General features: G+C 47.3%; 28 protein-coding genes. 17 read left to right on the forward strand and 11 right to left on the reverse strand.

All coding sequences use genetic code 11. From position 1 onward, the window contains the following. Positions 1–132 precede the first annotated feature (132 nt). From V3O24_RS03925 to arfB, 6 genes are all read right to left on the reverse strand, one after another. The gene (locus V3O24_RS03925; protein ID WP_181049942.1) at positions 133–309 is read right to left on the reverse strand and encodes a hypothetical protein; all 177 of its coding nucleotides are present in this window, start codon (positions 307–309) and stop codon (positions 133–135) included. Positions 310–495: 186 nt separating this feature from the next. After that, on the reverse strand, positions 496–1,713 hold the full coding sequence (locus V3O24_RS03930; RefSeq protein WP_331306293.1) for a glycosyltransferase: 1,218 nt from the start codon (positions 1,711–1,713) through the stop codon (positions 496–498). Further along, entirely contained in the window at positions 1,713–1,895 is a 183-nt protein-coding gene (locus tag V3O24_RS03935) for a hypothetical protein (RefSeq protein ID WP_331306294.1), read from the reverse strand. The genes V3O24_RS03930 and V3O24_RS03935 overlap by 1 nt, the downstream gene beginning before the upstream one ends. 58 nt (positions 1,896–1,953) lie before the next feature. Beyond that, positions 1,954–3,183 (reverse strand): lysophospholipid transporter LplT, encoded by a 1,230-nt coding sequence (gene lplT / locus V3O24_RS03940; protein WP_104425120.1) that lies wholly within the window; start codon positions 3,181–3,183, stop codon positions 1,954–1,956. A 99-nt stretch (positions 3,184–3,282) separates the two neighbouring features. After that, complete coding sequence (locus V3O24_RS03945; protein WP_104425119.1) at positions 3,283–4,074, reverse strand: UDP-2,3-diacylglucosamine diphosphatase; 792 nt, start codon at positions 4,072–4,074, stop codon at positions 3,283–3,285. A 257-nt stretch (positions 4,075–4,331) separates the two neighbouring features. Continuing rightward, on the reverse strand, positions 4,332–4,754 hold the full coding sequence (arfB, locus tag V3O24_RS03950) for an alternative ribosome rescue aminoacyl-tRNA hydrolase ArfB (protein ID WP_104425118.1): 423 nt from the start codon (positions 4,752–4,754) through the stop codon (positions 4,332–4,334). Positions 4,755–5,024: 270 nt separating this feature from the next. On the opposite strand from arfB, the gene V3O24_RS03955 reads away from it, so the two are divergent. From V3O24_RS03955 to dtd, 5 genes are all read left to right on the forward strand, one after another. After that, a complete protein-coding gene (locus V3O24_RS03955; RefSeq protein ID WP_331306295.1) occupies positions 5,025–6,029 on the forward strand; it encodes a class 1 fructose-bisphosphatase in 1,005 nt (334 codons plus the stop codon). Between the two features lie 93 nt (positions 6,030–6,122). After that, positions 6,123–7,352: a pyrophosphate--fructose-6-phosphate 1-phosphotransferase gene (locus V3O24_RS03960; RefSeq protein WP_331306296.1), complete on the forward strand. Its 1,230-nt coding sequence runs from the start codon at positions 6,123–6,125 to the stop codon at positions 7,350–7,352. 167 nt (positions 7,353–7,519) lie between these two features. Then, positions 7,520–7,759: a hypothetical protein gene (locus V3O24_RS03965; protein ID WP_331306297.1), complete on the forward strand. Its 240-nt coding sequence runs from the start codon at positions 7,520–7,522 to the stop codon at positions 7,757–7,759. Positions 7,760–7,815: 56 nt separating this feature from the next. Continuing rightward, complete coding sequence (locus V3O24_RS03970) at positions 7,816–8,220, forward strand: gamma-glutamylcyclotransferase family protein (protein WP_331306298.1); 405 nt, start codon at positions 7,816–7,818, stop codon at positions 8,218–8,220. Next, positions 8,217–8,663 (forward strand): D-aminoacyl-tRNA deacylase, encoded by a 447-nt coding sequence (dtd, locus tag V3O24_RS03975; RefSeq protein ID WP_331306299.1) that lies wholly within the window; start codon positions 8,217–8,219, stop codon positions 8,661–8,663. Before V3O24_RS03970 ends, dtd begins: the two co-directional genes overlap by 4 nt. A 144-nt stretch (positions 8,664–8,807) precedes the next feature. Here dtd and V3O24_RS03980 read toward each other — a convergent pair whose 3' ends face one another. Beyond that, a complete protein-coding gene (locus V3O24_RS03980) occupies positions 8,808–8,939 on the reverse strand; it encodes a hypothetical protein (protein WP_258076708.1) in 132 nt (43 codons plus the stop codon). 203 nt (positions 8,940–9,142) lie between these two features. On the opposite strand from V3O24_RS03980, the gene yegQ reads away from it, so the two are divergent. The 5 genes from yegQ to V3O24_RS04005 all read left to right on the forward strand — a co-directional run bounded on the left by yegQ (position 9,143) and on the right by V3O24_RS04005 (position 13,003). Next, the gene (yegQ, locus tag V3O24_RS03985) at positions 9,143–10,483 is read left to right on the forward strand and encodes a tRNA 5-hydroxyuridine modification protein YegQ (RefSeq protein ID WP_331306322.1); all 1,341 of its coding nucleotides are present in this window, start codon (positions 9,143–9,145) and stop codon (positions 10,481–10,483) included. Positions 10,484–10,553: 70 nt separating this feature from the next. Continuing rightward, positions 10,554–11,039 carry a ribonuclease E activity regulator RraA gene (gene rraA / locus V3O24_RS03990; RefSeq protein ID WP_331306300.1) on the forward strand — a complete coding sequence of 162 codons (486 nt, stop codon included), beginning with the start codon at positions 10,554–10,556 and terminating at the stop codon, positions 11,037–11,039. A gap of 36 nt (positions 11,040–11,075) precedes the next feature. Beyond that, positions 11,076–12,023: a 4-hydroxy-3-methylbut-2-enyl diphosphate reductase gene (gene ispH / locus V3O24_RS03995; RefSeq protein ID WP_104425112.1), complete on the forward strand. Its 948-nt coding sequence runs from the start codon at positions 11,076–11,078 to the stop codon at positions 12,021–12,023. 227 nt (positions 12,024–12,250) lie between these two features. Beyond that, the gene (locus V3O24_RS04000; RefSeq protein WP_104425111.1) at positions 12,251–12,610 is read left to right on the forward strand and encodes a rhodanese-like domain-containing protein; all 360 of its coding nucleotides are present in this window, start codon (positions 12,251–12,253) and stop codon (positions 12,608–12,610) included. Further along, positions 12,611–13,003, forward strand: a complete 393-nt coding sequence (locus V3O24_RS04005; RefSeq protein WP_331306301.1) for a S4 domain-containing protein — start codon at positions 12,611–12,613, stop codon at positions 13,001–13,003. A 108-nt stretch (positions 13,004–13,111) separates the two neighbouring features. Here V3O24_RS04005 and V3O24_RS04010 read toward each other — a convergent pair whose 3' ends face one another. From V3O24_RS04010 to V3O24_RS04020, 3 genes are read right to left on the reverse strand one after another with little or no spacing between them, the layout of a single operon-like run. Beyond that, on the reverse strand, positions 13,112–13,444 hold the full coding sequence (locus V3O24_RS04010) for a TusE/DsrC/DsvC family sulfur relay protein (protein WP_331306302.1): 333 nt from the start codon (positions 13,442–13,444) through the stop codon (positions 13,112–13,114). Further along, positions 13,435–13,725 (reverse strand): sulfurtransferase complex subunit TusB, encoded by a 291-nt coding sequence (gene tusB, locus V3O24_RS04015; protein ID WP_104425108.1) that lies wholly within the window; start codon positions 13,723–13,725, stop codon positions 13,435–13,437. The genes V3O24_RS04010 and tusB overlap by 10 nt, the downstream gene beginning before the upstream one ends. Further along, positions 13,725–14,045: a multidrug efflux SMR transporter gene (locus V3O24_RS04020; RefSeq protein WP_104425107.1), complete on the reverse strand. Its 321-nt coding sequence runs from the start codon at positions 14,043–14,045 to the stop codon at positions 13,725–13,727. The genes tusB and V3O24_RS04020 overlap by 1 nt, the downstream gene beginning before the upstream one ends. Before the next feature lie 270 nt (positions 14,046–14,315). On the opposite strand from V3O24_RS04020, the gene V3O24_RS04025 reads away from it, so the two are divergent. The 3 genes from V3O24_RS04025 (at position 14,316) to xseA (ending at position 17,288) form a co-directional block, all read left to right on the forward strand. Beyond that, positions 14,316–15,035 (forward strand): flagellar brake protein, encoded by a 720-nt coding sequence (locus tag V3O24_RS04025; protein WP_104425106.1) that lies wholly within the window; start codon positions 14,316–14,318, stop codon positions 15,033–15,035. A 123-nt stretch (positions 15,036–15,158) separates the two neighbouring features. Then, on the forward strand, positions 15,159–15,896 hold the full coding sequence (locus V3O24_RS04030; protein WP_331306303.1) for a flagellar brake protein: 738 nt from the start codon (positions 15,159–15,161) through the stop codon (positions 15,894–15,896). 27 nt (positions 15,897–15,923) lie between these two features. Further along, a complete protein-coding gene (gene xseA / locus V3O24_RS04035; RefSeq protein ID WP_331306304.1) occupies positions 15,924–17,288 on the forward strand; it encodes an exodeoxyribonuclease VII large subunit in 1,365 nt (454 codons plus the stop codon). Here the strand turns inward: xseA and thpR are convergent. After that, positions 17,275–17,814 (reverse strand): RNA 2',3'-cyclic phosphodiesterase, encoded by a 540-nt coding sequence (gene thpR, locus V3O24_RS04040; protein ID WP_331306305.1) that lies wholly within the window; start codon positions 17,812–17,814, stop codon positions 17,275–17,277. The genes xseA and thpR overlap by 14 nt on opposite strands. A gap of 523 nt (positions 17,815–18,337) precedes the next feature. Between thpR and V3O24_RS04045 the strand changes: the two genes are divergently transcribed. From V3O24_RS04045 to V3O24_RS04060, 4 genes are read left to right on the forward strand one after another with little or no spacing between them, the layout of a single operon-like run. Further along, positions 18,338–18,922 carry a DUF4255 domain-containing protein gene (locus tag V3O24_RS04045; RefSeq protein WP_104425102.1) on the forward strand — a complete coding sequence of 195 codons (585 nt, stop codon included), beginning with the start codon at positions 18,338–18,340 and terminating at the stop codon, positions 18,920–18,922. Next, positions 18,919–19,734, forward strand: a complete 816-nt coding sequence (locus V3O24_RS04050; protein ID WP_104425101.1) for a hypothetical protein — start codon at positions 18,919–18,921, stop codon at positions 19,732–19,734. Before V3O24_RS04045 ends, V3O24_RS04050 begins: the two co-directional genes overlap by 4 nt. Before the next feature lie 4 nt (positions 19,735–19,738). Then, positions 19,739–21,415 (forward strand): phage tail sheath C-terminal domain-containing protein, encoded by a 1,677-nt coding sequence (locus V3O24_RS04055; protein ID WP_331306306.1) that lies wholly within the window; start codon positions 19,739–19,741, stop codon positions 21,413–21,415. A 48-nt stretch (positions 21,416–21,463) separates the two neighbouring features. Then, positions 21,464–21,937, forward strand: coding sequence for a phage tail protein (locus V3O24_RS04060; protein ID WP_104425099.1), 474 nt, complete (start codon positions 21,464–21,466; stop codon positions 21,935–21,937). Positions 21,938–21,941: the final 4 nt, after the last annotated feature.

Here is a 21,941-nt window from a genome sequence, read left to right on the forward strand (position 1 = left end):
GCATGAAATAACTTGAGCAAGTTTTATTTTTCATTTTTTAACCATGAAGGACATGAAGCGGCATGAAAGGTTTAAGTCTTCATGTCCTTCATGCTCTTCATGGTAATTGCCTAAATTAATTTAGGCACGATCCTAAGCAAAATAATCGGTAGCGCCAAACCAATCTACCGGGTTTGGGTTTGCCGGAGTCGGCTTTTCAATGATCAATTCGTCAAGGATATATTCCAGGCCGTAAAAACTGCCGTTATCGAAAGCCTGATTCATCGGAGCGGCAATATCGTTATAGGTATCGGAATTTTGGGTAGCCATTTTTTACCTTCTTGTTTTTCGGACTGATGTACAAAATTAAGTGTAATACAGATCTGTTTTTTGTCATCGGAAGCGATGACTTTTGTAATGTTTTGCAGGATGCGCTTTGTTTGCTGAATAGAAACTGAAGCGGTAAATGCGGATAGGGGACGCGGTTAAAATAGACGGTGCTGCACCTTAGGGGGCTTACCGCGTTGCGTTGTAATTGATAAGGGCTACCCGCTCGCTGACCGGCCCCGCTGCCAATGCAATCGCCGCCCGTTGATTTTTGGTAAATGATAAGGGCGGAAGGCGGTCTTCGAGCAGGGTATCGACGATGGTCGCCGAGGCATTGGGTTGGGCAAAACGCAAGGCATTGAGTTTCATGCGAGCCAACCGGTCAGGATCTTCCAGCAACCGCTCCAGTTTAAACGGGAGGGTGGTTAAGTCGTTGCATTTGACGGCGATACCCTCTTCCAAAAGATGATCGCTGTTTCTTTCCTCTTGCCCTGGGATGGGGGACACCACGCACATGGGGAGCCCGCAGGCGATAGCCTCGGAGGTCGTCATGCCGCCGGGCTTGCCAATGAAAATATCGGCCATTTTCATCAGTTTGTGCATGTCGTCGGTGTAACCCAGGACTTTAAACCGGGAGCTTCGGCTATCGACTAATTGCAGGACGCGCTGTCTCAGTTCATCGTTGCGTCCGCAAATAACCACCGTTTGCGCGTCGCTATTCAGGTTGAGCATCCGCTCCACCATGAACTCGGTAGGCCCCACGCCAAAGGCTCCCGCCGACAGCAGCAGAACCGGTTTTTCCGGGTTCAATCCGAGTCGAAGCCGTTCTTGTTCGCGGTTGACGGGTTGTTGAAAAACGGGGGCGATGGGAATGCCGGACACCGTGATTCTTTCGCTGGGAATCCCGAGCATTTCAAGATGAGCCCTGGTTTCATCGATAGCGACAAAATAGCGATGGAATGAACGCGACAACCACATCGCATGAAAATCGAAATCCGTTACCACAATCGACAGGCGCGCTTGCAACTGCCGGGTTGCAATCAGGTGGGAGATGATGCCGGCGGGCATGTAGTGGGTGCAGACCGTAATATCCGGGTCGAATTCCCGGATAAATCGCACCAGCGGCTTGGTGTTCAGCCGGTCTATCATGTGTCGCATTCTATCCGTGTGCCAGGGTTCATCGCTGGTTTTATACCACCAACCGAGGAAATTCGGCGCAGACCGCACCAGCGAGGTATAAAAGCTGGAATAGAAATCCCGGAACAGCTTGTTGGTGTATTGCAGTGCATCATTATTGATGACTTCGGCAACCCGGCCGTCAGCGGCAAAGGAAAGCTCCAACGCTTCAGCCGCTTTGATGTGGCCGGTTCCCGCCCCCGCCGACATAATTAAAACCCGTTTTTTCATCAGTGCATGACAAACTTGTTTGATGTGCCTGCAATTTGGGCAGGATAGTCATGTAATTGTGCCATTTGCCCGGTTTCCCGATATTTCTTGCCGACAAGCGTTTGGGCGTGATGGAATGCCGGCGGCTCGGTCAGCCCAATAATGACGTCGGCGGCGAGCAAGGGGTGAATAGGATTAGGCATGGCATCCTCCTAAAAAAGACAATCGCGGCAGATCAAAAACCAAAATCAACATTCCCTTCTATTCATCCTGATCATGGCCATGTATTTTGGCTAACCAACCCATTGTCATCGATACAAATAGCCCAAACACGACCACAATGGTATGCACCGAAAATCCGGCGTCAATCATCAACGCATAAGCGCCGAGCATCAATAAAATACTGAGATTTTCGTTGAAGTTTTGTACGGCGATAGAGTGTCCCGAGCCCATCAATTGATGTCCCCTGTACTGCAACAATGCGTTCATCGGTATCAAAAAACTGCCGGCCAGGACGCCAATCAGGATCAGCATCAGCGCTGCGGGCCGCCAATCGGTGACTAATGCCATGCCTAATACAACGAAGCCCATGGCTATTCCCAAGGGTAATACGTTTACGGCATGTTCCAACGGCACAGCCTTGGCCGCCACCACGGAACCGATGGCAAGGCCCACCGCAACCAAGGCAGTCAATTGAGTGGCTTGTTCCAGGTCGAGCTTTAGCGATACCGCGGCCCAGGCGAGAATAATGAAACGCAAGCTGGTTCCCGCGCCCCAAAATAGTGAGGTTACCGCGAGGGATACCTGGCCCAACGGGTCTTTCCACAGCAGCAGGAAAGATCGCCAAAAATCCGCCAACAGGAATCCCGGCGTTCGATTCGGCAAGGTGTGTTCAATGGGCAGCTTGGGAATATAGCAATTGAGTATCGCGGCCGCGAGATAAAAACCCAAGATGACCAAAATAGCGAACTCGGGGGCGGTATCAATGCCTGCATTGAACTCAAGCCCGCCCAGTCGCTGGATAATTTGATCTTCAACACGATGACCAATCAATAATCCTCCAACTATGGCACCCAGAATGATAGCCGCAACGGTCAGGCCTTCCATCCAGCCGTTTGCCCATACCAATTTATCGGTTGGCAGATATTCGGTCAGAATGCCGTACTTAGCCGGCGAGTATAAAGCCGCGCCAACGCCGACAAAGCCATAGGCGAGCAATGGATGCAAACCCAACAACATGGCGGCGCAACCGATTATCTTGATGCTGTTGCTAATGAACATGACCTGGCCTTTCGGCAAGGCATCGGAGAATGCGCCGACAAACGGAGCGAGAACGATAAAGGCGAAGACGAAAAATTGCTGCAATACAGGGGTTTGCCAGGAAGGGGCATCCAGGCTTTTGAGCAGCGCAATGGCAGCGAATAGCAGTGAGTTATCCCCCAGTGATGAAAAGAACTGGGCCGCAAGAATGGTGTTAAAACCGCGATTCATCGAATGTGTACCCCTGTGCGACTTTGCGGAAAGCAGAATCATTGCACTCTTAAATGGTTAATATGAATTTATTGGATTTATATGTCGTTTGTGGTTCATCTATCTGTGAATGTCGGCTTCCAGAGGCTCATGATGGGCAATGGCCGACTCGGTCTTGTGCCATTTTATGAGTTCCAACGTTCCATTGGCGTGCTCCACTATCGCGGTGCAGCTTTCCACGAAATCCCCGGTGTTGATATATAAGAATCCGTCTATATCCTTCATTTCAGCGTGGTGTATATGCCCGCAAATAACACCGTCCAGGCCCTGGTCTTTAAGCGTATTGACGATGCTTTCTTCATAATCGGAAATAAACTGAACCACATTCTTGACTTTGAATTTAACGAAGGCGGCAAGGGAGAAGTTTGAGTGTATGCCAAACCAAAGCCTGACCATTCGCAGCAGGCGATTGACCTCAATGAGAAAGTCGTATCCGTCGCTGCCTAGTTTGGCAAGCCACTTGTGGCATTTGGCAATGGTGTCATATTCGTCGCCGTGGACAATCAGGAATTGCTTTCCCGTGGATGTGGAATGCACATCTGAATTTTTGACGGCGATGTCGCCAAAGACATAATCGTCGTATTGCCTGATATTTTCGTCGTGGTTGCCGGGTATATAGATAACCTGAGTGCCGTGTCTTGCCTTGCGCAGGACTTTTTGAATCACCGTATTGTGATCTCTGGGCCAATACATTTTCTTGGAAAGCGACCAAAAATCGATAATGTCGCCCACCAAGTAAAGTTTTTCACTCTCGTTGTACTTTAGAAAATCGAGTAAAACATCGGCTTGGCATTGGGTGGAACCCAGGTGCAGATCGGAGATCCAGATGGTTCGATAGGTGTTATTATCCATAATCAATCTTTTAGCAGTGTGTTACAAGCACAGGCGCTTTGTCGATCCGTTTAACCGGTAATTATTGTTCAGGCGGCTCGCCAAAGAAATTGAATTGTTTTTCGCATAACCATGATCATGGGTGACTTATTCCGAAAGGCGGCGTTGGTTAGGGAGCAATATCTGCCCGTAGAGAATTAAAGTTACCAATTAAGTTCGACGGCGTTTTGATGTTAACAGAAACAAATGAAAGTTATGTTACAAGTCGGGGAGGCTTCCTAAAAAGGTGTTAATTTAATAGCTCCTCTTAATGACTTAAGCCGGCCTTGTTTGGTTTTGCTATCCAGGCGCCTTAGCTTCGATCCGTTGGTTGGCTTGGTGGCTTTGCGCTTTTTGTGCGTGACAGCCGCGCTTTGAATGAGCGTCTGTAGCCGATTTAAGGCGTCTTCTTTGTTCTTTTCCTGGGTGCGGTACTGTTGCGCCTTGATGATAATTACGCCCTCTTTTGAAATGCGTTGGTCATTTAAAACCAGCAGTTTTTCTTTATAAAACGCGGGTAATGAGGACGCGCCGATGTCAAATCGTAAATGAATGGCTGTTGAAACTTTATTGACATTCTGCCCGCCGGTTCCCTGTGCGCGAATCGAATGAACTTCAATCTCGCTGTCCGGGATGCTGACTTGATTGGATATTTGCAACATGGGTATCAAGCTCTATGGTTAATCAAGTGATTTTGCATGTATTGAGTATACGTTATGGCGGGGAGTTGTGATCCGGCTATAGGGTGATAACATCCATATTAGCCACATCAATGCCGCCTTTTATGATTTACAATATGCGATTGATATATAAACAGGTAGTTTCTTTGTTTAGCAAAGAGCTATTGCGCAGAACCTCGCGTTCACAGACGCTGTATGTAATTATTGAAAGTATTTTTTAAACAAGACTACACACCATCGGAGCGATAAAGAATGACCAAGCATGTTACTTTGACCCAGTTTATTATTGAACAGCAGCGCGAGTTGCCGGGTGTATCGGGAGCGTTTACTTCATTGCTGAACGATGTAGTGACAGCCTGTAAGAAAATTTCGCACCTGGTTAATCAAGGCAATCTGATTGGTGTGCTGGGCAGCGCCGATTCCGAGAATGTGCAAGGCGAAGTGCAAAAGAAGCTGGACATCATCACCAACGACATTATGGTCGATGCGCTGAACTGGACCGGTCATTTGGCAGGTATGGCGTCGGAAGAAATCGATGACATTATCCTTATTCCCCCGCAGTATCCAAAAGGCAAGTACTTGGCGCTGTTCGATCCGTTGGACGGTTCTTCAAATATCGATGTCAATCTGGCGGTAGGCACCATATTTTCGATATTGCGTTGCCGTGAGGGTGTGGACCCGGCGCTGGAGGATTTTTTACAGAAGGGGGCTGAGCAGGTTTGCGCCGGTTTTGTGCTTTACGGCCCGTCTACGATGATGGTTTTAACGACTGGGCAGGGTGTTAACGGCTTTACGCTGGACCAGGATATAGGCGAATTTATCCTGACTCATCCCAATATGACGATTCCTAATGATACCAGTGAGTTTGCGATCAATATGTCGAACCAGCGTTTTTGGGAGCCACCGGTAAAACGTTATATCGACGAGTGTTTACAGGGCAAGGATGGCTCGCGCGAAAAGGATTTTAATATGCGCTGGGTCGCGTCGATGGTGGCGGAGGTTTACCGGATACTGACGCGCGGCGGGGTTTTTATGTATCCGTATGATTTGCGCGATCCGTCCAGAGCCGGAAAGCTGCGCATTATGTACGAGGCCAATCCGATGGCGTTTATTATCGAACAAGCAGGCGGCGCTTGCTCCACCGGCCGCGAGCGCATCCTCGACATCAAACCCAAAACCCTGCATCAGCGGGTTCCTGTTATATTGGGATCGAAAAACGAGGTTGAGCGCATTGTCGGCTATCATCAGGAAGGTTGATTGTAGACGCCAGGATCAAGGCGAAAGACTAAAAAAGCCTCGCTTTTGTATGATAAAATTTCCGTTTTTTAATTTCACTATTTGAGTTTTCCCATGAACAAACCTAAAAAAGTAGCGATTCTTACGGCGGGCGGCTTGGCTCCCTGCTTAAACTCAGCCATCGGCAGCCTTATCGAGCGTTACACTGAAATCGATCCAACCATTGAAATCATCTGCTACCGTAGCGGTTATAAAGGTCTGTTACTGGGTGATTATTACACGGTCACTCCGGCAATCCGCGAAAAAGCCGGTCTTTTGCATCGTTTCGGCGGCTCGGTGATCGGCAACAGCCGCGTCAAGCTGACCAACGTTAAAGACTGCATCAAACGCGGATTGGTTCAGGAAGGTCAGGACCCGCAAAAAGTGGCTGCCGACCAACTGGTCAAAGACGGCGTGGATATTCTGCACACGATCGGCGGTGACGATACCAATACCGCAGCGGCCGATCTTGCCGCTTTTCTTGCGCAAAACAACTACGGTTTGACTGTTATCGGCCTGCCTAAAACCGTCGATAACGACGTGTTTCCGATTAAACAATCGCTGGGCGCCTGGACCGCGGCCGAGCAGGGCGCTCGTTATTTCTGGAACGTGGTCGCCGAAAACAATTCCAACCCGCGGATGCTGATTGTCCATGAAGTGATGGGACGTAGCTGCGGCTGGCTGACTGCTGCGACCGCGTTGGAATACCGCAAGCTGTTGGATCGCGCCGAATGGTTGCCTGAGTTGGGTCTGGATCGCGCCACTTATGAAGTGCATGGCGTATTTATCCCGGAAATGGCTGTCGATATTGCTGCCGAAGCAAAACGTCTTCGAGCGGTGATGGACAAGGTAGATTGCGTCAATATTTTCGTTTCAGAGGGCGCGGGCGTTGAGTCCATCGTTGCTGAAATGCAAGCTAAAGGCCAGGAAGTGCCGCGCGATGCGTTCGGCCACGTCAAATTGGATGCGGTAAACCCTGGTAAATGGTTTGGCGACCAGTTTGCAGAAATGATCGGTGCGGAAAAAACCCTGGTGCAAAAATCAGGCTATTTTGCTCGCGCTTCCGCAGCCAATGTCGAAGACATCCGCTTGATCAAATCTTGCGCCGATCTGGCTGTTGAGTGCGCGTTCCGCCGTGAGTCAGGCGTTATCGGCCACGATGACGATCAAAACTTTGTCTTGCGTGCGATTGAGTTCCCACGCATCAAGGGCGGCAAACCATTTAATATCGATGCGCCTTGGTTTGATCAAACGTTGGCTGCCATCGGCCAGGCCAAGGGTGCTAAGGTTGAGGTTGGACACTAAAATTTAAATTGTATCGTTCCCACGCTCCGGCGTGGGAACGCAGTTAGTGGCGCCTGTCCTGAGCCCTGTCGAAGGGCTCCAGCGTCACTATTAAAATCTACGCTGGTTACCAAAGCACTTTCCCGTGCTACTATGGCGTTACAGTCATTCCTAATAGAGACAGTGCTATGGCAACGATTACTTTCGATACGTTAAAGTTTGCTGAAAAACTGGAAAAGGCCGGTTTGCCACGCGAGCAGGCGGCTGCTATTGCAGAAGCGCAGAAAGATGCATTTGCTGAAGCGATGGATTCACAACTGGCAACCAAGGCTGACTTAATGGATATGGAGAATCGTTTGATTAAATGGGGAATAGGCTTGGCATTTGGACAAATTGCTATTATTGCTGCACTTGTCAAACTGTTGTAGTTTTGTGGATATTCTGTGGCGCGGAGTTTAGTCTACGTCGCAGGTTGCCGCTGTAAATGTCCCTCGAATATATTTTTGTTTACGGAACGCTCAGGCGCGATGCGAACAGCGAAATGTCTCAGCTTTTGGCGAAGTATGCAGAATTTGTGAATGATGCCAGCTATTGCGGCAAACTTTATAAAATCGATTATTACCCAGGCGCAGTTCCTTCTGACGATCCCAACGACGTGGTGCAAGGCGAAGTCTATCAGCTTCATCGAGCCGATGTTGCGCTTCCCCTTCTTGATCGCTATGAAGAATTCGGTCCCGAATTCCCTGAACCCAATGAATATATCCGTCGGAAGCAGGTTGTATTGCTTAAAGACGGGCACTCCGTTATCGCATGGGTTTATGTCTACAATCATCCCACCGCAGGCTTGGAACTGATTCCATCGGCAAATCTTATTCAACAACCACTATGATCACCATTATCCAACGCGTAACTACCGCGAAAGTCACCGTCAACAATCAGGACATCGGCAAAATCGATACCGGCATTATGGCGCTGGTTGCGGTGGAAAAGGCGGACACGGAAAAAGACGCCCAACGCCTGCTGGAGCGTATCCTCAATTATCGGATTTTTGCCGATAGCGACGATCGTATGAATTTGAGTTTGAGGGATATTAACGGCGGCTTGTTGCTGGTTCCGCAATTCACGCTGGCGGCCGATACCCAAAAAGGCAACCGTCCCAGTTTTATTTCTGCCGCGCCGCCGGAAAAAGGCAGGGAGCTGTTCGATTATTTACAACAATTGGCAAAGCAAACCTACCCAAAAGTTGAATTCGGCCAGTTTGGTGCCGATATGCAGGTTTCGCTGGTCAATAACGGGCCGGTTACTTTTACACTGCGAACGCGTACAGATTGATTAATCACCACGAACGACTGAATGGGCAGGAGGTAGAGCAAGGCATGGAGCAGTTGCCGAGACACGAAGAGCAAGAAGTTTTTACTCTGGTCTTTTCTTCGTGAAATTCGTGCCTTCGTGGTGTATGCTTTGAGCCGATTTTACCTACTCATCATCGTCCTCATAAGGCTGTGCTTTCACATTATCGGGAATTTTCGGCATCTTGGCCGACCGCAACAGCATTAACGCGCCGCCCAAAACAAACAGCACCGCGATTATAAACAATACTATCCACATTCAATCTACTCCCATTTTTGGCTTGCCTAAGCCGGTTACGGTAGAATACCCCATACCGTTCATTTATATACTTCAACATGACAAATATGTCTGGAACAAATTTACATTTACCCGAAGGGCGTCAGGCAGGACAGCCTGACGTGACCAATCCGCCGGGAGCGGATTTGCATTTATCCGAAGGGCGCAGGGCAGGACAGCCCTGCGTGAAACAAGTCGAATTACTTTCACCTGCCGGAACCCTTAAAAATATGCGCTATGCTTTCGCATATGGCGCTGACGCCGTGTATGCAGGATTGCCTCGTTACAGTCTTAGGGTCCGCAATAACGATTTTCTTGCTGATAATCTGGCTAAAGGCATCGATGAAGCCCACCAGTTGGGCAAGAAGTTTTTCCTGGCGACCAATGTGATTCCGCATAACGCCAAGGTTAAAACCTTTATCAAGGATATTGCCCCGATTATCGCGATGAAGCCTGACGCCTTGATTATGGCCGATCCGGGTTTGATTATGATGACCCGCGAAGCCTGGCCGGACATGCCGATCCATCTGTCGGTACAGGCCAATACCGTCAATTATGCGTCGGTCAATTTCTGGAAAAGCATGGGCGTCGAGCGGGTCATTTTGTCCCGCGAACTGTCGCTGGATGAGGTTGAAGAAATCCGCCAGCTTTGCCCCGATATGGAACTTGAAGTGTTTGTCCACGGCGCGTTATGCATTGCCTATTCCGGCCGCTGTTTGTTATCCGGCTACTTCAATCACCGCGATCCTAACCAGGGGACTTGCACCAATTCTTGCCGCTGGAAATACGACACGCTGCCTGCAGAAGAAAATGCAGAGGGAGATTACTTGCCGGTTGGCGAAGTATTGTCGATGTCCGACATCAGCAATGCCAGCTGCGGCGGGGCACAGCGGCATCCGTTGGCCGACAAGGTGTATTTTCTGGAAGAAGAGGGCCGCAAAGGCGAATTGCTGCCGGTGATGGAAGACGAAAACGGCACCTACATCATGAATTCGAAAGACTTAAGAGCCATCGAGCATGTGCAGCGCTTGGTCGAAATCGGCGTGGACAGTCTTAAAATCGAGGGCCGTACCAAGTCGCATTATTATGTGGCGCGTACCGCACAAACCTATCGTCAGGCGATTGACGATGCGTTGGCGGGGCGTCCATTCCAGCCTGAATTAATCGGCGTTTTGGAAAATCTCGCCAACCGGGGTTACACCGACGGTTTTTATCAGCGCCACCATACCCACGAGCACCAAAACTATATGACCGGCTACTCCAAAAGCCATCAGCAGCAGTTTTGCGGAGAAATCAGGAGTTACGACCCGGCAACCGGCCTTGCAACCATTGATGTTAAGAACAAGTTTTCGGTCGGCGACAAGCTGGAATTGATACTGCCGGAAGGCAATCGGGATATTATCGTCGAACGCATGGAAGGCATGTATGGACAAGAAATGGAAGAAGCGTCGGGCGGCGGCTATGAAGTGAAAATACCGCTGCCGGGCATTTGCGGCGATAACGGCTTGTTGGCACGATATACTTGAGATAGGCGAAGGACAAAAGGCAAAAAACCTTTCGCTCTTCGCCGCCTTTTATCCTTTTGAGATTTGAATCATGACTTTTACTACAGCCGATCTTTGCGATGCCCATTCAGTGGAAAGCCACTTCCAAATTGCCGAACCGCTACTTAAATCTTATGGCGGCCACTCAAGTTTTTGCGGCCAAATTACTACGGTAAAAGTTTTTGAAGACAACGTTTTGGTCCGAAAAATTCTGGAAGAGAAAGTGCAGGGCAGGGTGTTGGTTGTTGACGGCGGCGGCTCCCACCGATGCGCTTTGTTGGGCGACGATATGGCAAAGCTTGCCATCGACAATGGCTGGCAGGGCATTGTGATTCATGGGTGCATCCGCGATTCTGCAATTATCAATCAACTCCCGATTGGCATTCGCGCGCTGCATACGCATCCGTTGAAAAGCCATAAGAAAGGCCACGGCGACCGTGATTTATTAGTCACATTTGCCGGTGTCAATTTCAGACAAAATCATTTTTTATATGCTGATGCCGACGGAATTATCGTATCAGAGACCATGTTGAGTTAGAATAACTCCAAATTAACCTAGTAAAGAAGTCAAGATATGCAAATTGTACTCGCCAACCCTCGTGGATTCTGTGCCGGTGTAGACCGGGCTATTGAAATTGTTGACCAGGCCATCCAGGCTTTCGGCGCCCCCATTTACGTTCGTCACGAAGTTGTTCACAATCGCACGGTTGTTGACGGCCTTAAAGAAAAAGGCGCAATCTTCATTGAAGATTTAACCGACGTACCGGTCGGTTCTTATCTGATCTTCAGCGCTCACGGCGTTTCCAAGCAAGTACAGCAGGAAGCCAAGGAGCGTAATTTAACGGTTTTCGACGCTACCTGCCCGCTGGTCACCAAAGTCCATTTACAGGTCGCCAAACATGCCAAAGAGAATCGTGAAGTCATCCTGATCGGTCATGCCGGGCACCCTGAAGTTGAAGGTACGATGGGGCAATATGAAAGAGGTACGGACAATGGCGGCATATACTTGGTAGAAACCCCGGAAGACGTTAAAAATCTGAAGGTAAAAAATCCCGATGACTTGGCTTATGTTACGCAAACCACCTTGTCGATGACGGATACCAAGATTATGGTCGATGCTTTAAGGGCGCGCTTCAAGGCCATACAGGAACAGAAAAAAGACGACATCTGCTACGCCACGCAAAACCGTCAGGACGCAGTTCATGAATTAGCCAAAACAGCTGATATTATCCTCGTGGTTGGTTCGCCGAACAGTTCAAACTCCAACCGGTTGCGCGAAATTGCCGAGCAGCTGGGTAAACGGGCTTACCTGATTGATACTGCAAAAGATATGCAGAAAAACTGGTTTGACGGTATCGCAGTGGTGGGTGTCACCGCCGGCGCTTCCGCGCCTGAAGTACTGGTTCAGGAAGTTATTGATCAGTTAAAACAGTGGGGTGGACAATCGGCTATTGAGATTCAAGGTATCGAGGAAAAAGTGGTGTTTTCTTTACCCAAAGAATTAAAAAAGCACATCAACTAATTTCACCTGTTATGGGCGGCTGCTTCGGCGGTCGTCCGTCCCGGCTCTTCTTTTTTTGCGTATCAATGCCTGTTTAGTCGTAAGTCTGGATGAAAATTAAAGACAAAAATCACCGTTTTTATCTAAAATAGCCGCCGTACAACTAACCTTACGCTGATAATGGCGGGCCCAAATAAACCGGCCCTTCATTATGGCTAACATTATTTTTTATTTTTCCAGAGATAATTATGACACTTACCGCAATGGATCTTGTTGCTCAAGCCAAACAGCATATTGTTGAGATTGATATTGATGACGCCAAAAAAGCCCTGGGAGCAAGCCTCGTCATGGATGTCAGGGAGCCGGCAGAGTACACCGCAGGTCACTTGCCGGGAGCGTTTAACATACCTCGCGGCGTATTGGAGTTTAAAATCGGCGCGCATCCCGATTTTCAGGATAAACAAGACGCCCATATCATCGTTTATTGCCAAACCGGCGGCCGTTCCGCATTGGCTGCGGAAGTATTAAACAAGATGGGTTTCAATAATGCTGTCAGCATGGCGGGCGGATTTAAAGCTTGGGCTGAAAGCGGTAATGAAATAGTTTAAATGTCCGAACCGGAAGTGATCCGTCTGGATAAATGGTTATGGACGGCGCGTTTCTTTAAAACGCGAAAATTGGCCGCTGAGGCTATTTCGGGCGGGAAAGTTCATGTCAACGACCAGCGCGCGAAGCCCGGAAAAGAGGTCAAAACCGGCGTGGCGCTCTCTATCAGCAAAGACAATTATCGGTGGGATATCAGGATTACCGGCATTAACGGCCAACGGCGCTCGGCTAAAGAAGCGGTTTTGCTTTACGAGGAGAGTCCTGAAAGCCTCGCCAAACGGGAGCAACAAATCATTCAAAACCGTGAGCAGCGGGAATTGTTCGATTTTAGCGCCAAGGATCATAAACCGAACAAAAAAGAAAGGCGCTTGATTCACCGGTTTAAGCAAGGGTAGGGATTATGACAATCCGCTTTCAAGCAATTACCGCGAAGAAACCGAAGTTTTATTTCTTCGCGCCTTCGCGGTGAATTAAGTACTCTAGTTGATGCGCATGAGGAGCTGCTATAAACAGGTGGGCGGTTTAGGCAAACCGGCCAGCTTGCATGAGTATTTTAACGGACCGTCGGGAAATAATTTATGTAAATAGCGACTGTTACCCTTTGCTTCGCCCAGTTCCTTGGCAATCGCTTTAGTAAAGACCCGCGCATTGGGTAAATGCTTAAACTGCTGATAATAATGCCGGATAAACAAAATAATTTCCCAGTGTTCAGCGGTTAGGGCGATATTATTTAATTCGGCCAGTTGTTGCGCGATATTTTCATCCCAGTTTGCCGGATTGATCAAAAAACCCTGATCGGTCGTTTCCAGCGGTAAATCCCGATTTGTTACGACCATGACTGAATAACCGGATTGTTGGCGGTCAACTCAACCAGACCGGCGTAATCTATCACCTCGATGCCTTTTACTAGCTCATTAGGGATGATTCCGCGCACGGTAATATCATCTAACAATACACAAAGACGGTTGCCGGCTAGCTGTTGCGTTAATAGGCTGCTGATGTCGCTATTTTGTAAGGTCCGCAAGACTGCGTTGTCAAGAAACACTGCAACATCCCCTGTATCAATGCGTTTTAGAATGGCGGCTTCAATCGATGGTTGAAAAATAAGGTGCAGCACTAAGAATTGTCAGTTAATTTGAGGCCGATAATCCCAGCAATTACCAGCGTAATTGATAATAGTCGATACAGCTCGGCGGATTCTTTAAAAAGGATAATACCCAAGATAGCTACTCCGACTGCTCCCATGCCCGTCCAAACGGCATATGCGGTTCCCAGCGGTAAAGTTTTAATTGCCAGCATTAGTAAATAAAAACTACAACCTCCGGACACCATCGTTATGATGCTCGGCCACAGCTTGGTAAAGCCTTGATTGTATTTTAGACTTAAAGCGAATACTATTTCCGAAACTCCGGCGGAAAACAAAAGCAACCACGCCACACGACACCCCTATTTGTACTTGAATAGTAAATATTTTACAATATATTGGACTTAGCAGTATTTAAAAACATTTTGGATGAACCAATCCACATAAACCTCAAAAAATAAACGATAAGCTGAGGATTCAACTGAATACACCGGCTTTGCATAATTCATTGAGCTTGATAGGCTGAAAGGTTGACAAGGGGTTTACAGAAACGGTGAGTTTTTATGTATGCGTAATGATTTGCGCTTAATGCAAAATAATTACTAACTAATTAACACATATAAATGAACGACATATCTTCTTTTGCGATCCAAAATACAAAGCAAATAATCAGCCATTTATCATTGATGGTGAAAAATAAATGCCTGCTTAGTGCTCGTTTTGGGACAAATAATGAATCCTATATCACCGCATTGCTTGGTATCGATGAAAAAAATAACACACTGATTTTAGATTACGGTCCCAAGGAAGATTTAAATCAACGCATACTTAATGCCGGTAAAATCTCGTTTGATGCCGATTATACCGGCATTAAAGTTTCTTTCGTGGGTACGGGGCTAAAAAAAATCACCCATAAAGGGGAGCCTGCATTCAGTATGCCTATCCCTAAATCGCTCTTTTGGATGCAGCGTAGAGAGTATTTTAGGGTAAAATCGCCGCTTTCGAAATCCAGTTATTGCCAGTTGCTAATGGAAGGCAATAAACCCGTCAACCTTAAATTGTACGATATCAGTCTTACTGGTTTCGCAATGCTTAATGTTTCCAAAGAAGTTTCGGAACTGATGATACCTGGCGAAATAATTACGCAAGGCAAGCTCGTACTTGCTGATGCGGGTGAGGGTCTGGTTTCTTTTGAGGTCTGCGCTAAATACATAATCAACCCTGACAAATTACAGAAGATTCAAAAAATAGGTTGTAGGTTTGTCAAGTTAACACGACCGGTTGAAGAAGTTATTCAGCGATATATGCAGCAGATTCAACGGGAAGACTTACAGAAAGAGTAATGAGCAATAAGAACCGTACTAACATTCACCGAGAGTGAAAATTAATTTTTTTCACAATGCAAGATATTTACGGCTACACGTTACTTCGTCCTGTAGCCGGCAAAAACCACATGGCCATTACTAATGAGCGAAGCCTCCTCTTTTTCAATCTACAATCCAAGGCAAATAATCCATAATTTATCTGTATTGATTAAGAACAAATGCTTGGTGAGCGTTCGTTTTGGCGAAGGCCAAGCATTTTTTCTTACCGCAATACTCGAGATTGATGAAGCAAATAATGCCCTGATTTTCGATTACGGCCCTAAAGAAGAATTAAATCAACAGCTTATCAAGGCTGCCCGAATTGTTTTCGAAGCCGATTTTGCTGGCATTAAGTGCTCTTTTAGAGGAAGCAAGCTGGAGCCTATCCTTTATAAGGGGGACCCGGCTTTTGCTATGCCAATTCCTGAATCAATCTTTTGGATGCAGCGCAGAGAGTTCTTTCGGATAAAGTCGCCGCGTTCAAAAGGCAGCTATTGCCAGTTGGCATTGGACGAGCAAAAAACCGTTAATTTAATATTGTACGATATCAGTCTGACGGGGTTTTCCCTCCTTAATACGTCCGCTGAAATATCCGATTTGATGCTCCCCGGCACACAATTTGAACAGTGCAAGCTTGTACTTTCGGAAACAGGTGAGGATGCTATCTCATTTAAGGTCTGCTCTAAGCTCATCATTAACCCCGAGAAAATCGATTCACTCAAAATTCAAAAAATAGGCTGTGTTTTTACCAAGATAACGCCGGTATTTGAATCAACCGTTCAGCGCTATATCAATCAGCTTCAACGAGAGAGCATACAAAAAAAGAGCGAACGGGCATAAGCTTCCTACAATACAAAATACATTTAAATGGCTATAACCCGTGCATCAGCGTCCATCCGGCGCGACATAATCACCGTTACTCAGCTGAACCGTGAAACCAGCCAATTACTTGCCGAGCACTTCCTGTCGGTGTTGGTGGAGGGTGAAATATCCAACGCAACGCAACCTTCTTCAGGTCATCTTTATTTTTCGCTGAAGGATGCTAATGCTCAGGTCCGTTGCGCCATGTTCCGCACCCAGCTGCGCCGGTTGGCGTTTAAGCCGGAAAACGGCAAACAGGTTGTGGTCAGGGCGCAAGTCAGTCTGTACGAGCCCCGAGGCGACTACCAACTTATTGTCGAACATATTGAGGAAGCCGGTGACGGGGCTTTACGCAGGGCATTTGATGCGTTGAAACTAAAGCTGTCGGAACAAGGTCTGTTCGATGCCGCGCATAAACAACCTCTGCCCACGTTGCCTAGAGCCATTGGCGTGATCACCTCGCCGTCAGGTGCGGCCATCAGAGACATACTGACCGTGTTGCGGCGGCGTTTTGCGGCGATACCTGTGATTGTTTACCCGGTTGCCGTGCAGGGCGATAACGCCAAAATTGAGATTGCCGGGGCGATAGCCACGGCCAACCGGCTTAAGCAATGTGACGTTATTATTGTTGGGCGGGGCGGCGGGTCGCTGGAAGATCTCTGGGCATTCAATGAAGAGCTTGTCGCCAGAGCTATTTATGACAGCGAAATTCCGATCATTTCAGCCGTCGGGCACGAAACCGATTTTACCATTGCCGATTTTGTCGCCGATTTGCGCGCAGCAACGCCTTCGGCGGCCGCAGAACATGTCAGCCCTGATCAGCAGCAATGGTTGTCCCGATTCATTTATCTGGAATCGCGGCTGCAAAAGCAACTGCAACGCAAGTTGAATCAAAAACAGCAAACGCTGGATTGGCTGAGTCAGCGCTTACAACAGCAGCATCCGGGACAGAAACTGGCAAGAAACGCGCAGCGTATGGAGGAGCTGGAGGCTAGGCTTACGCTAGGCATACATACCAAAATCCGCCATATGACGGCCAGTATTGAGGCAAAATCCGCCAAATTATGGCAACATAATCCTGCGGTAATCATCAACAGCCATAAACAACGGCAGGATTTTTTGAGTAAACGCCTGGCTTTCGCTGCCACACATAAGTTGGAGCAGCTTAAGCAGCGCTTATTAAACTCCAGCCAGACTTTGCATGCAGTCAGTCCGCTGGCAACGTTAAACCGGGGTTATGCCATGGCAATTCGGCCGTCTTCCGGGGAAATCATCCGCTCTACCGAGCAGCTTAAACTGGGCGATATTGTGCAAACCCGTCTTGCGCAAGGCCGGTTCACCAGTCAAATTAAAAATATTAATCAAGATTAGCGGTTGGGTTTATAAAAGGCCATTGCTGTATCACTTTATAACGGACGCCACCCGCTTCACTACAGGATTCAACAAGGCAAAAAGCTTCGGCTCGCCAAGCTATAGGTTCAAATTTGATGTCCGGTAAATGGCAGGCATGCCGCGCCAGAGTGATGTGAGGGATATAGGGCCGGCTATCGGTGGGCAGACCGTTGGCGCGAACACGAATGTCTAATTCGGCTGCCAACTTTGCCGCTTCCGGCGCAACTTGCTTGCAGGATAAACATAAAACTCTGGGTTTACTCCAATAACTTAAGCTGTCGAAAGTCAGTGCAAAAGGTTGGGCGCTAATGTCGTTGACGGACTGTTTAATCGATAATTCAGTGGCTGGGTCAACATGGCCTAAAAACACTAACGTTACATGCAGGTTGTGCGGCTGTACCCATTTGAGGTCTTTGGACGGGAGAGATCGTTTTAAACACGTCAGCGTTTGCCGGGTTTCATCGTCAGGCCATAAGGCGAAAAACAATCTTGACGTATCTGGCATAGTTTTAAATTATGGTTATATGAATGAATCCTATCTACGCAATAAACCGATAATTTTACGGCAGCGGGAGAACAGATAAGCCGAAATATACTTTGATGAGTCTGTCACGAAAATCGAAATCCGTCACTGGAATTTTTTTATGAATTCACGAGCAACAATGCTGAGAACGCTTAAAGAGTACCGGTGGCAGAGGAATTATTGGGTGCTTTAACATTAACAGAATAAGTGAGTTGCAATGTTGCATTTAATGCGCATATGTTATATGTTAGGGCTCAAATTTCATGAGCTCTCTGCGTTCATGTTTTTAGATTGATGGGGTGAATAGTTTTAGCGGCTTATAAGATAGGTTAGTCTTGGGGTGTGCTTACGTCATCACATTGCGTGGCCTTTCGAATGTCTGAAATTGTAATGTCAGCAAGGTATCCTGGTTTTTATCTATGTTGAAAGATATCAATTTGTTCTTTCTTTGGATGTGATTGCTGGCTGGTTTTTCTTTTTAAGTATTGAATAGCAGTTTACTAACATGATTGCAGACGTATTGGTTTTTCTGAAAAATCGCCTTAACGCGCATTTTCATTCGCTATCGGGAGCTGGCCTCGCCGATGCGGGCGAAGATAAAGTGGTTTTTGTCGATGGCGACCAAAAACCGGATTCTACGAGTTTTAAGCTCGGCGCAGTATCGTTGCTGTTGTTTAACATTGAACGAGACGTCATTAACCGGCAGGCCGATAATTATGTACGAGTGGCTGATGATGGATCAACGCGTAAAGTGAGTCCTGAGATCAATATCAACCTCCATATCCTGTTCGTAGCCAAATTTAAGGACTATGAACAAAGCCTGCACTACCTTTCTATGATTCTCAGCTATTTTCAAGCTAATCATTATTTGGATCGGCAAAATGCACCCGAGTTAGGCAATCCTATCGATCATCTGGTGTTAGAGCTTAATACCCTCACGACCACGCAACAAAATGAGTTATGGGGGATTTTACGAAGCAGCTATTTGCCCTCGCTGGTTTATAAGGTAAAAGCCCTCACTTTTGTTGACGACGGAGGAATGCCGGCAGCCGATATTAGCGAAATTATCCTTAATCAGGAGCGGTTATGAATTATTCGCCATTAGTCATGATTAAGCTAATGCATTCTTTCTATGACCGTGGCGAATGCCCTGATTTTTCCATTACTGCCGATGCTCAAACCGCAAGTTTACTGAACAATCATCGCTGTGTTGTTAAACCCGATCCTTACGGTTTGACGGTTTATGTACCGCTCGATAACCAACAACCTCTGATTCGTTTTGCTGACAACAGCCAGCTATCTTTCGATCTTAATCTGCAAAACAACGATTTTGCCTTGTATTCCGATCAGCGTCTTGAGCTTTCTAATTCACTGGGTTGGCAAGGGCTTACAGCTAATCCTCAGCAAGGCTTTTTGACTAGGCCTAATGATAACGAGCCGCTGCTTAGTATCGCTATTAAACGCGACTTTAATCAAATTGCGCCCACACTCGGAGCTGATGAAATTCGTTTTTTTGCTAAGCCGGTTTTATGGTTTTACTATGTGGTAACAGATCAAAGCAATAGTGATCAATTTGCGATTGTCGATGTCGGACAAGACATTCAAAAAACGACTTGGCAGCGCTGTGAACAGTTATCTGACGATAGCATCTATACTCAACTCGCCAAGCAGTATCCTTCCATGCCCATTGTTTGTTTTGTATGCGAACAGACTTTAGATTGCCGTGAATCCTGTACTAAGCATTTGCAGCTTAAGCTAGGTGAGCACATCGTTTTTGAACATTTGCCCAGCCCTTGTTATCGGAATTATTTTCATGTCGAGGCCAAGACAGGTTCAAAACCTACAGACGCGATTTATGAAATCGTGAAATATTTTACTAACACAATATTAATCAAGGGGTAAATCCATGGCGACTTCTTACAGTACTCCAGGCGTATACGTTGAAGAAATTTCTACCTTAGCGCCCTCTGTCGCTTCGGTGGCGACTGCAATACCGGCTTTTATCGGCTACACGGAAAAAGGGCCGCTTTTAAAACCTACCCGTATTGACACCATGCTTGATTACGAGAATCTGTTCGGCGGTGCCAATCCGAGCGCTTTTAGCGTGGCGGTTAATAATCCCGGCACTGATTCGCAAAGCATAGGGGCAATTACCCGAACCGATGCCAAGCAAGACCAGTTTTTGATGTATTATGGCCTCAGCTTGTATTTTCAAAACGGCGGCGGCAGTTGCTACATTATCTCAGTCGGTAATTATTCGGCAACGCCCGCTAAAGCTGATTTTATTCCGGCGATTGCGGCTCTTGAGAAGGAGGATGAGCCGACGCTGATAGTATTGATAGATGCTACGCCACTCAAAGCGGCTGATTATTACAGTTTGTGTACGACAGCATTGGCTCAGTGTAAAAAACTGGGTGATAGGTTTTTAATTGTCGATGTCCCTAAAGGCGAAAAGATTGATGACTTTAGAACCGGTATCGGCAGCAATAACCTTAGTTACGCCGCCGTTTATTACCCTTACTTAACGACCACGCTGAATTTTCAGTATAAAGAAACCGACGTCAAGCAAACGGCTGTGGGTAAGAGCTTTCAAATTACCTCTAACACCAACGGGGTTAATGTGATTTACACTGGCGCTGCTACAGATGTGCCAAAAATCAAAATAGCTACCGATGCCGATGTGACTACCGGCAAAGCCGAATTCACTGTTTCTTCAGGCGCCAATAATATCAAAACCTTGGAAATAAAAATTCCTATTGCGGCAGCAGATGTATTGCAACCGACGGGTACGGAAATGGCTGATCTATGGGCGGCCTGGAAAAATGCCAATGCTGCCGGGGGGTTCAATGTGACCATCAACGGAACCGGCGGTGACACAGTTGCCGCAATTACCCTCAAAAATATTGACGCAGTTGCAGCGACTGAACCCACATTATCTGATCTAAAAGGCGCCAATACCGGACTGTATAATCAAATCAAAACCAGCTTGAGCAGTCAGCGCGTAGAACTGCCACCCAGCGCCGCGGTTGCCGGTGTTTACGCCAGTGTTGACCGGGATCGTGGCGTTTGGAAAGCGCCGGCCAATGTCAGCTTAAATTCGGTGATAGGCCCTGTCAGCAAAATTTCCGATGTAGAGCAGGATTCGCTCAATATCGACCCGACTGCCGGTAAATCTATCAACGCTATCCGTACCTTTACCGGTAAGGGAACTTTAGTGTGGGGAGGGCGTACCTTAGCCGGTAACGATAACGAATGGCGTTATGTTTCGGTACGGCGTTTGTTTATTACCATTGAAGAGTCGACACGCAAAGCTTCGGCATTCGCCGTTTTTGAACCGAATGACGCAACGACTTGGCTGAAAGTTAAAGCGATGATCGAAAGCTATCTTTATGGTTTGTGGCAACAAGGCGCTTTGGCCGGTTCCAAACCGGAGTCTGCTTATTTCGTCAGCGTCGGCTTAGGCAAGACCATGACGGCCCAAGATATACTCGAAGGAAAATTGATAGTGACTATTGGCGTGGCAGCTGTCAGACCCGCTGAATTTATCGTCTTGCGTTTCTCGCATAAGTTGCAGGAAGCTTAAAACTGCTCACGTCTTTTGACCTACTACTAACTTCATGGAGTCACTGTTATGGCACTTACCAAAGATGAAATAAAAAAATCCTATCCTTTGCCCGTTTACAACTATAAGGTTGAAATTGCCGGTGTGGCGATCGCCTTTACCGAAGTATCGGGTTTAACCATTGAATACAATACCAGCACCTATATTGAAAGCCAAACTGCAAGCGGCATTGCCGGTACCCGCACTTTATATATGCCCGCGCAACTTAAGCCTGTAAATATTACCTTAAAAAAAGGCATGGTGCGCGTGACCAGTGTTGCCACACTGTATAAATGGATCAGCACTGCGACTATCAATCAGCTGGAAAAGAAGGATATTTATGTCCGCTTATGCGATGAACAAGGTAAAGCCGTTATTAGCTGGAAAGTCATCAATGCATTTCCGACCAAACTCGATGCTCCCAGTTTTGACGCCAAGTCTAACGATGCTGCGATTGAAAGCATGTCGCTAATGGCTGACGGCGTTGTGATTGAGGAAGCTTAAACGC

This window comes from Methylobacter sp. Wu8 (assembly GCF_036440755.1).
Classification (GTDB): domain Bacteria; phylum Pseudomonadota; class Gammaproteobacteria; order Methylococcales; family Methylomonadaceae; genus Methylobacter_A; species Methylobacter_A tundripaludum_A.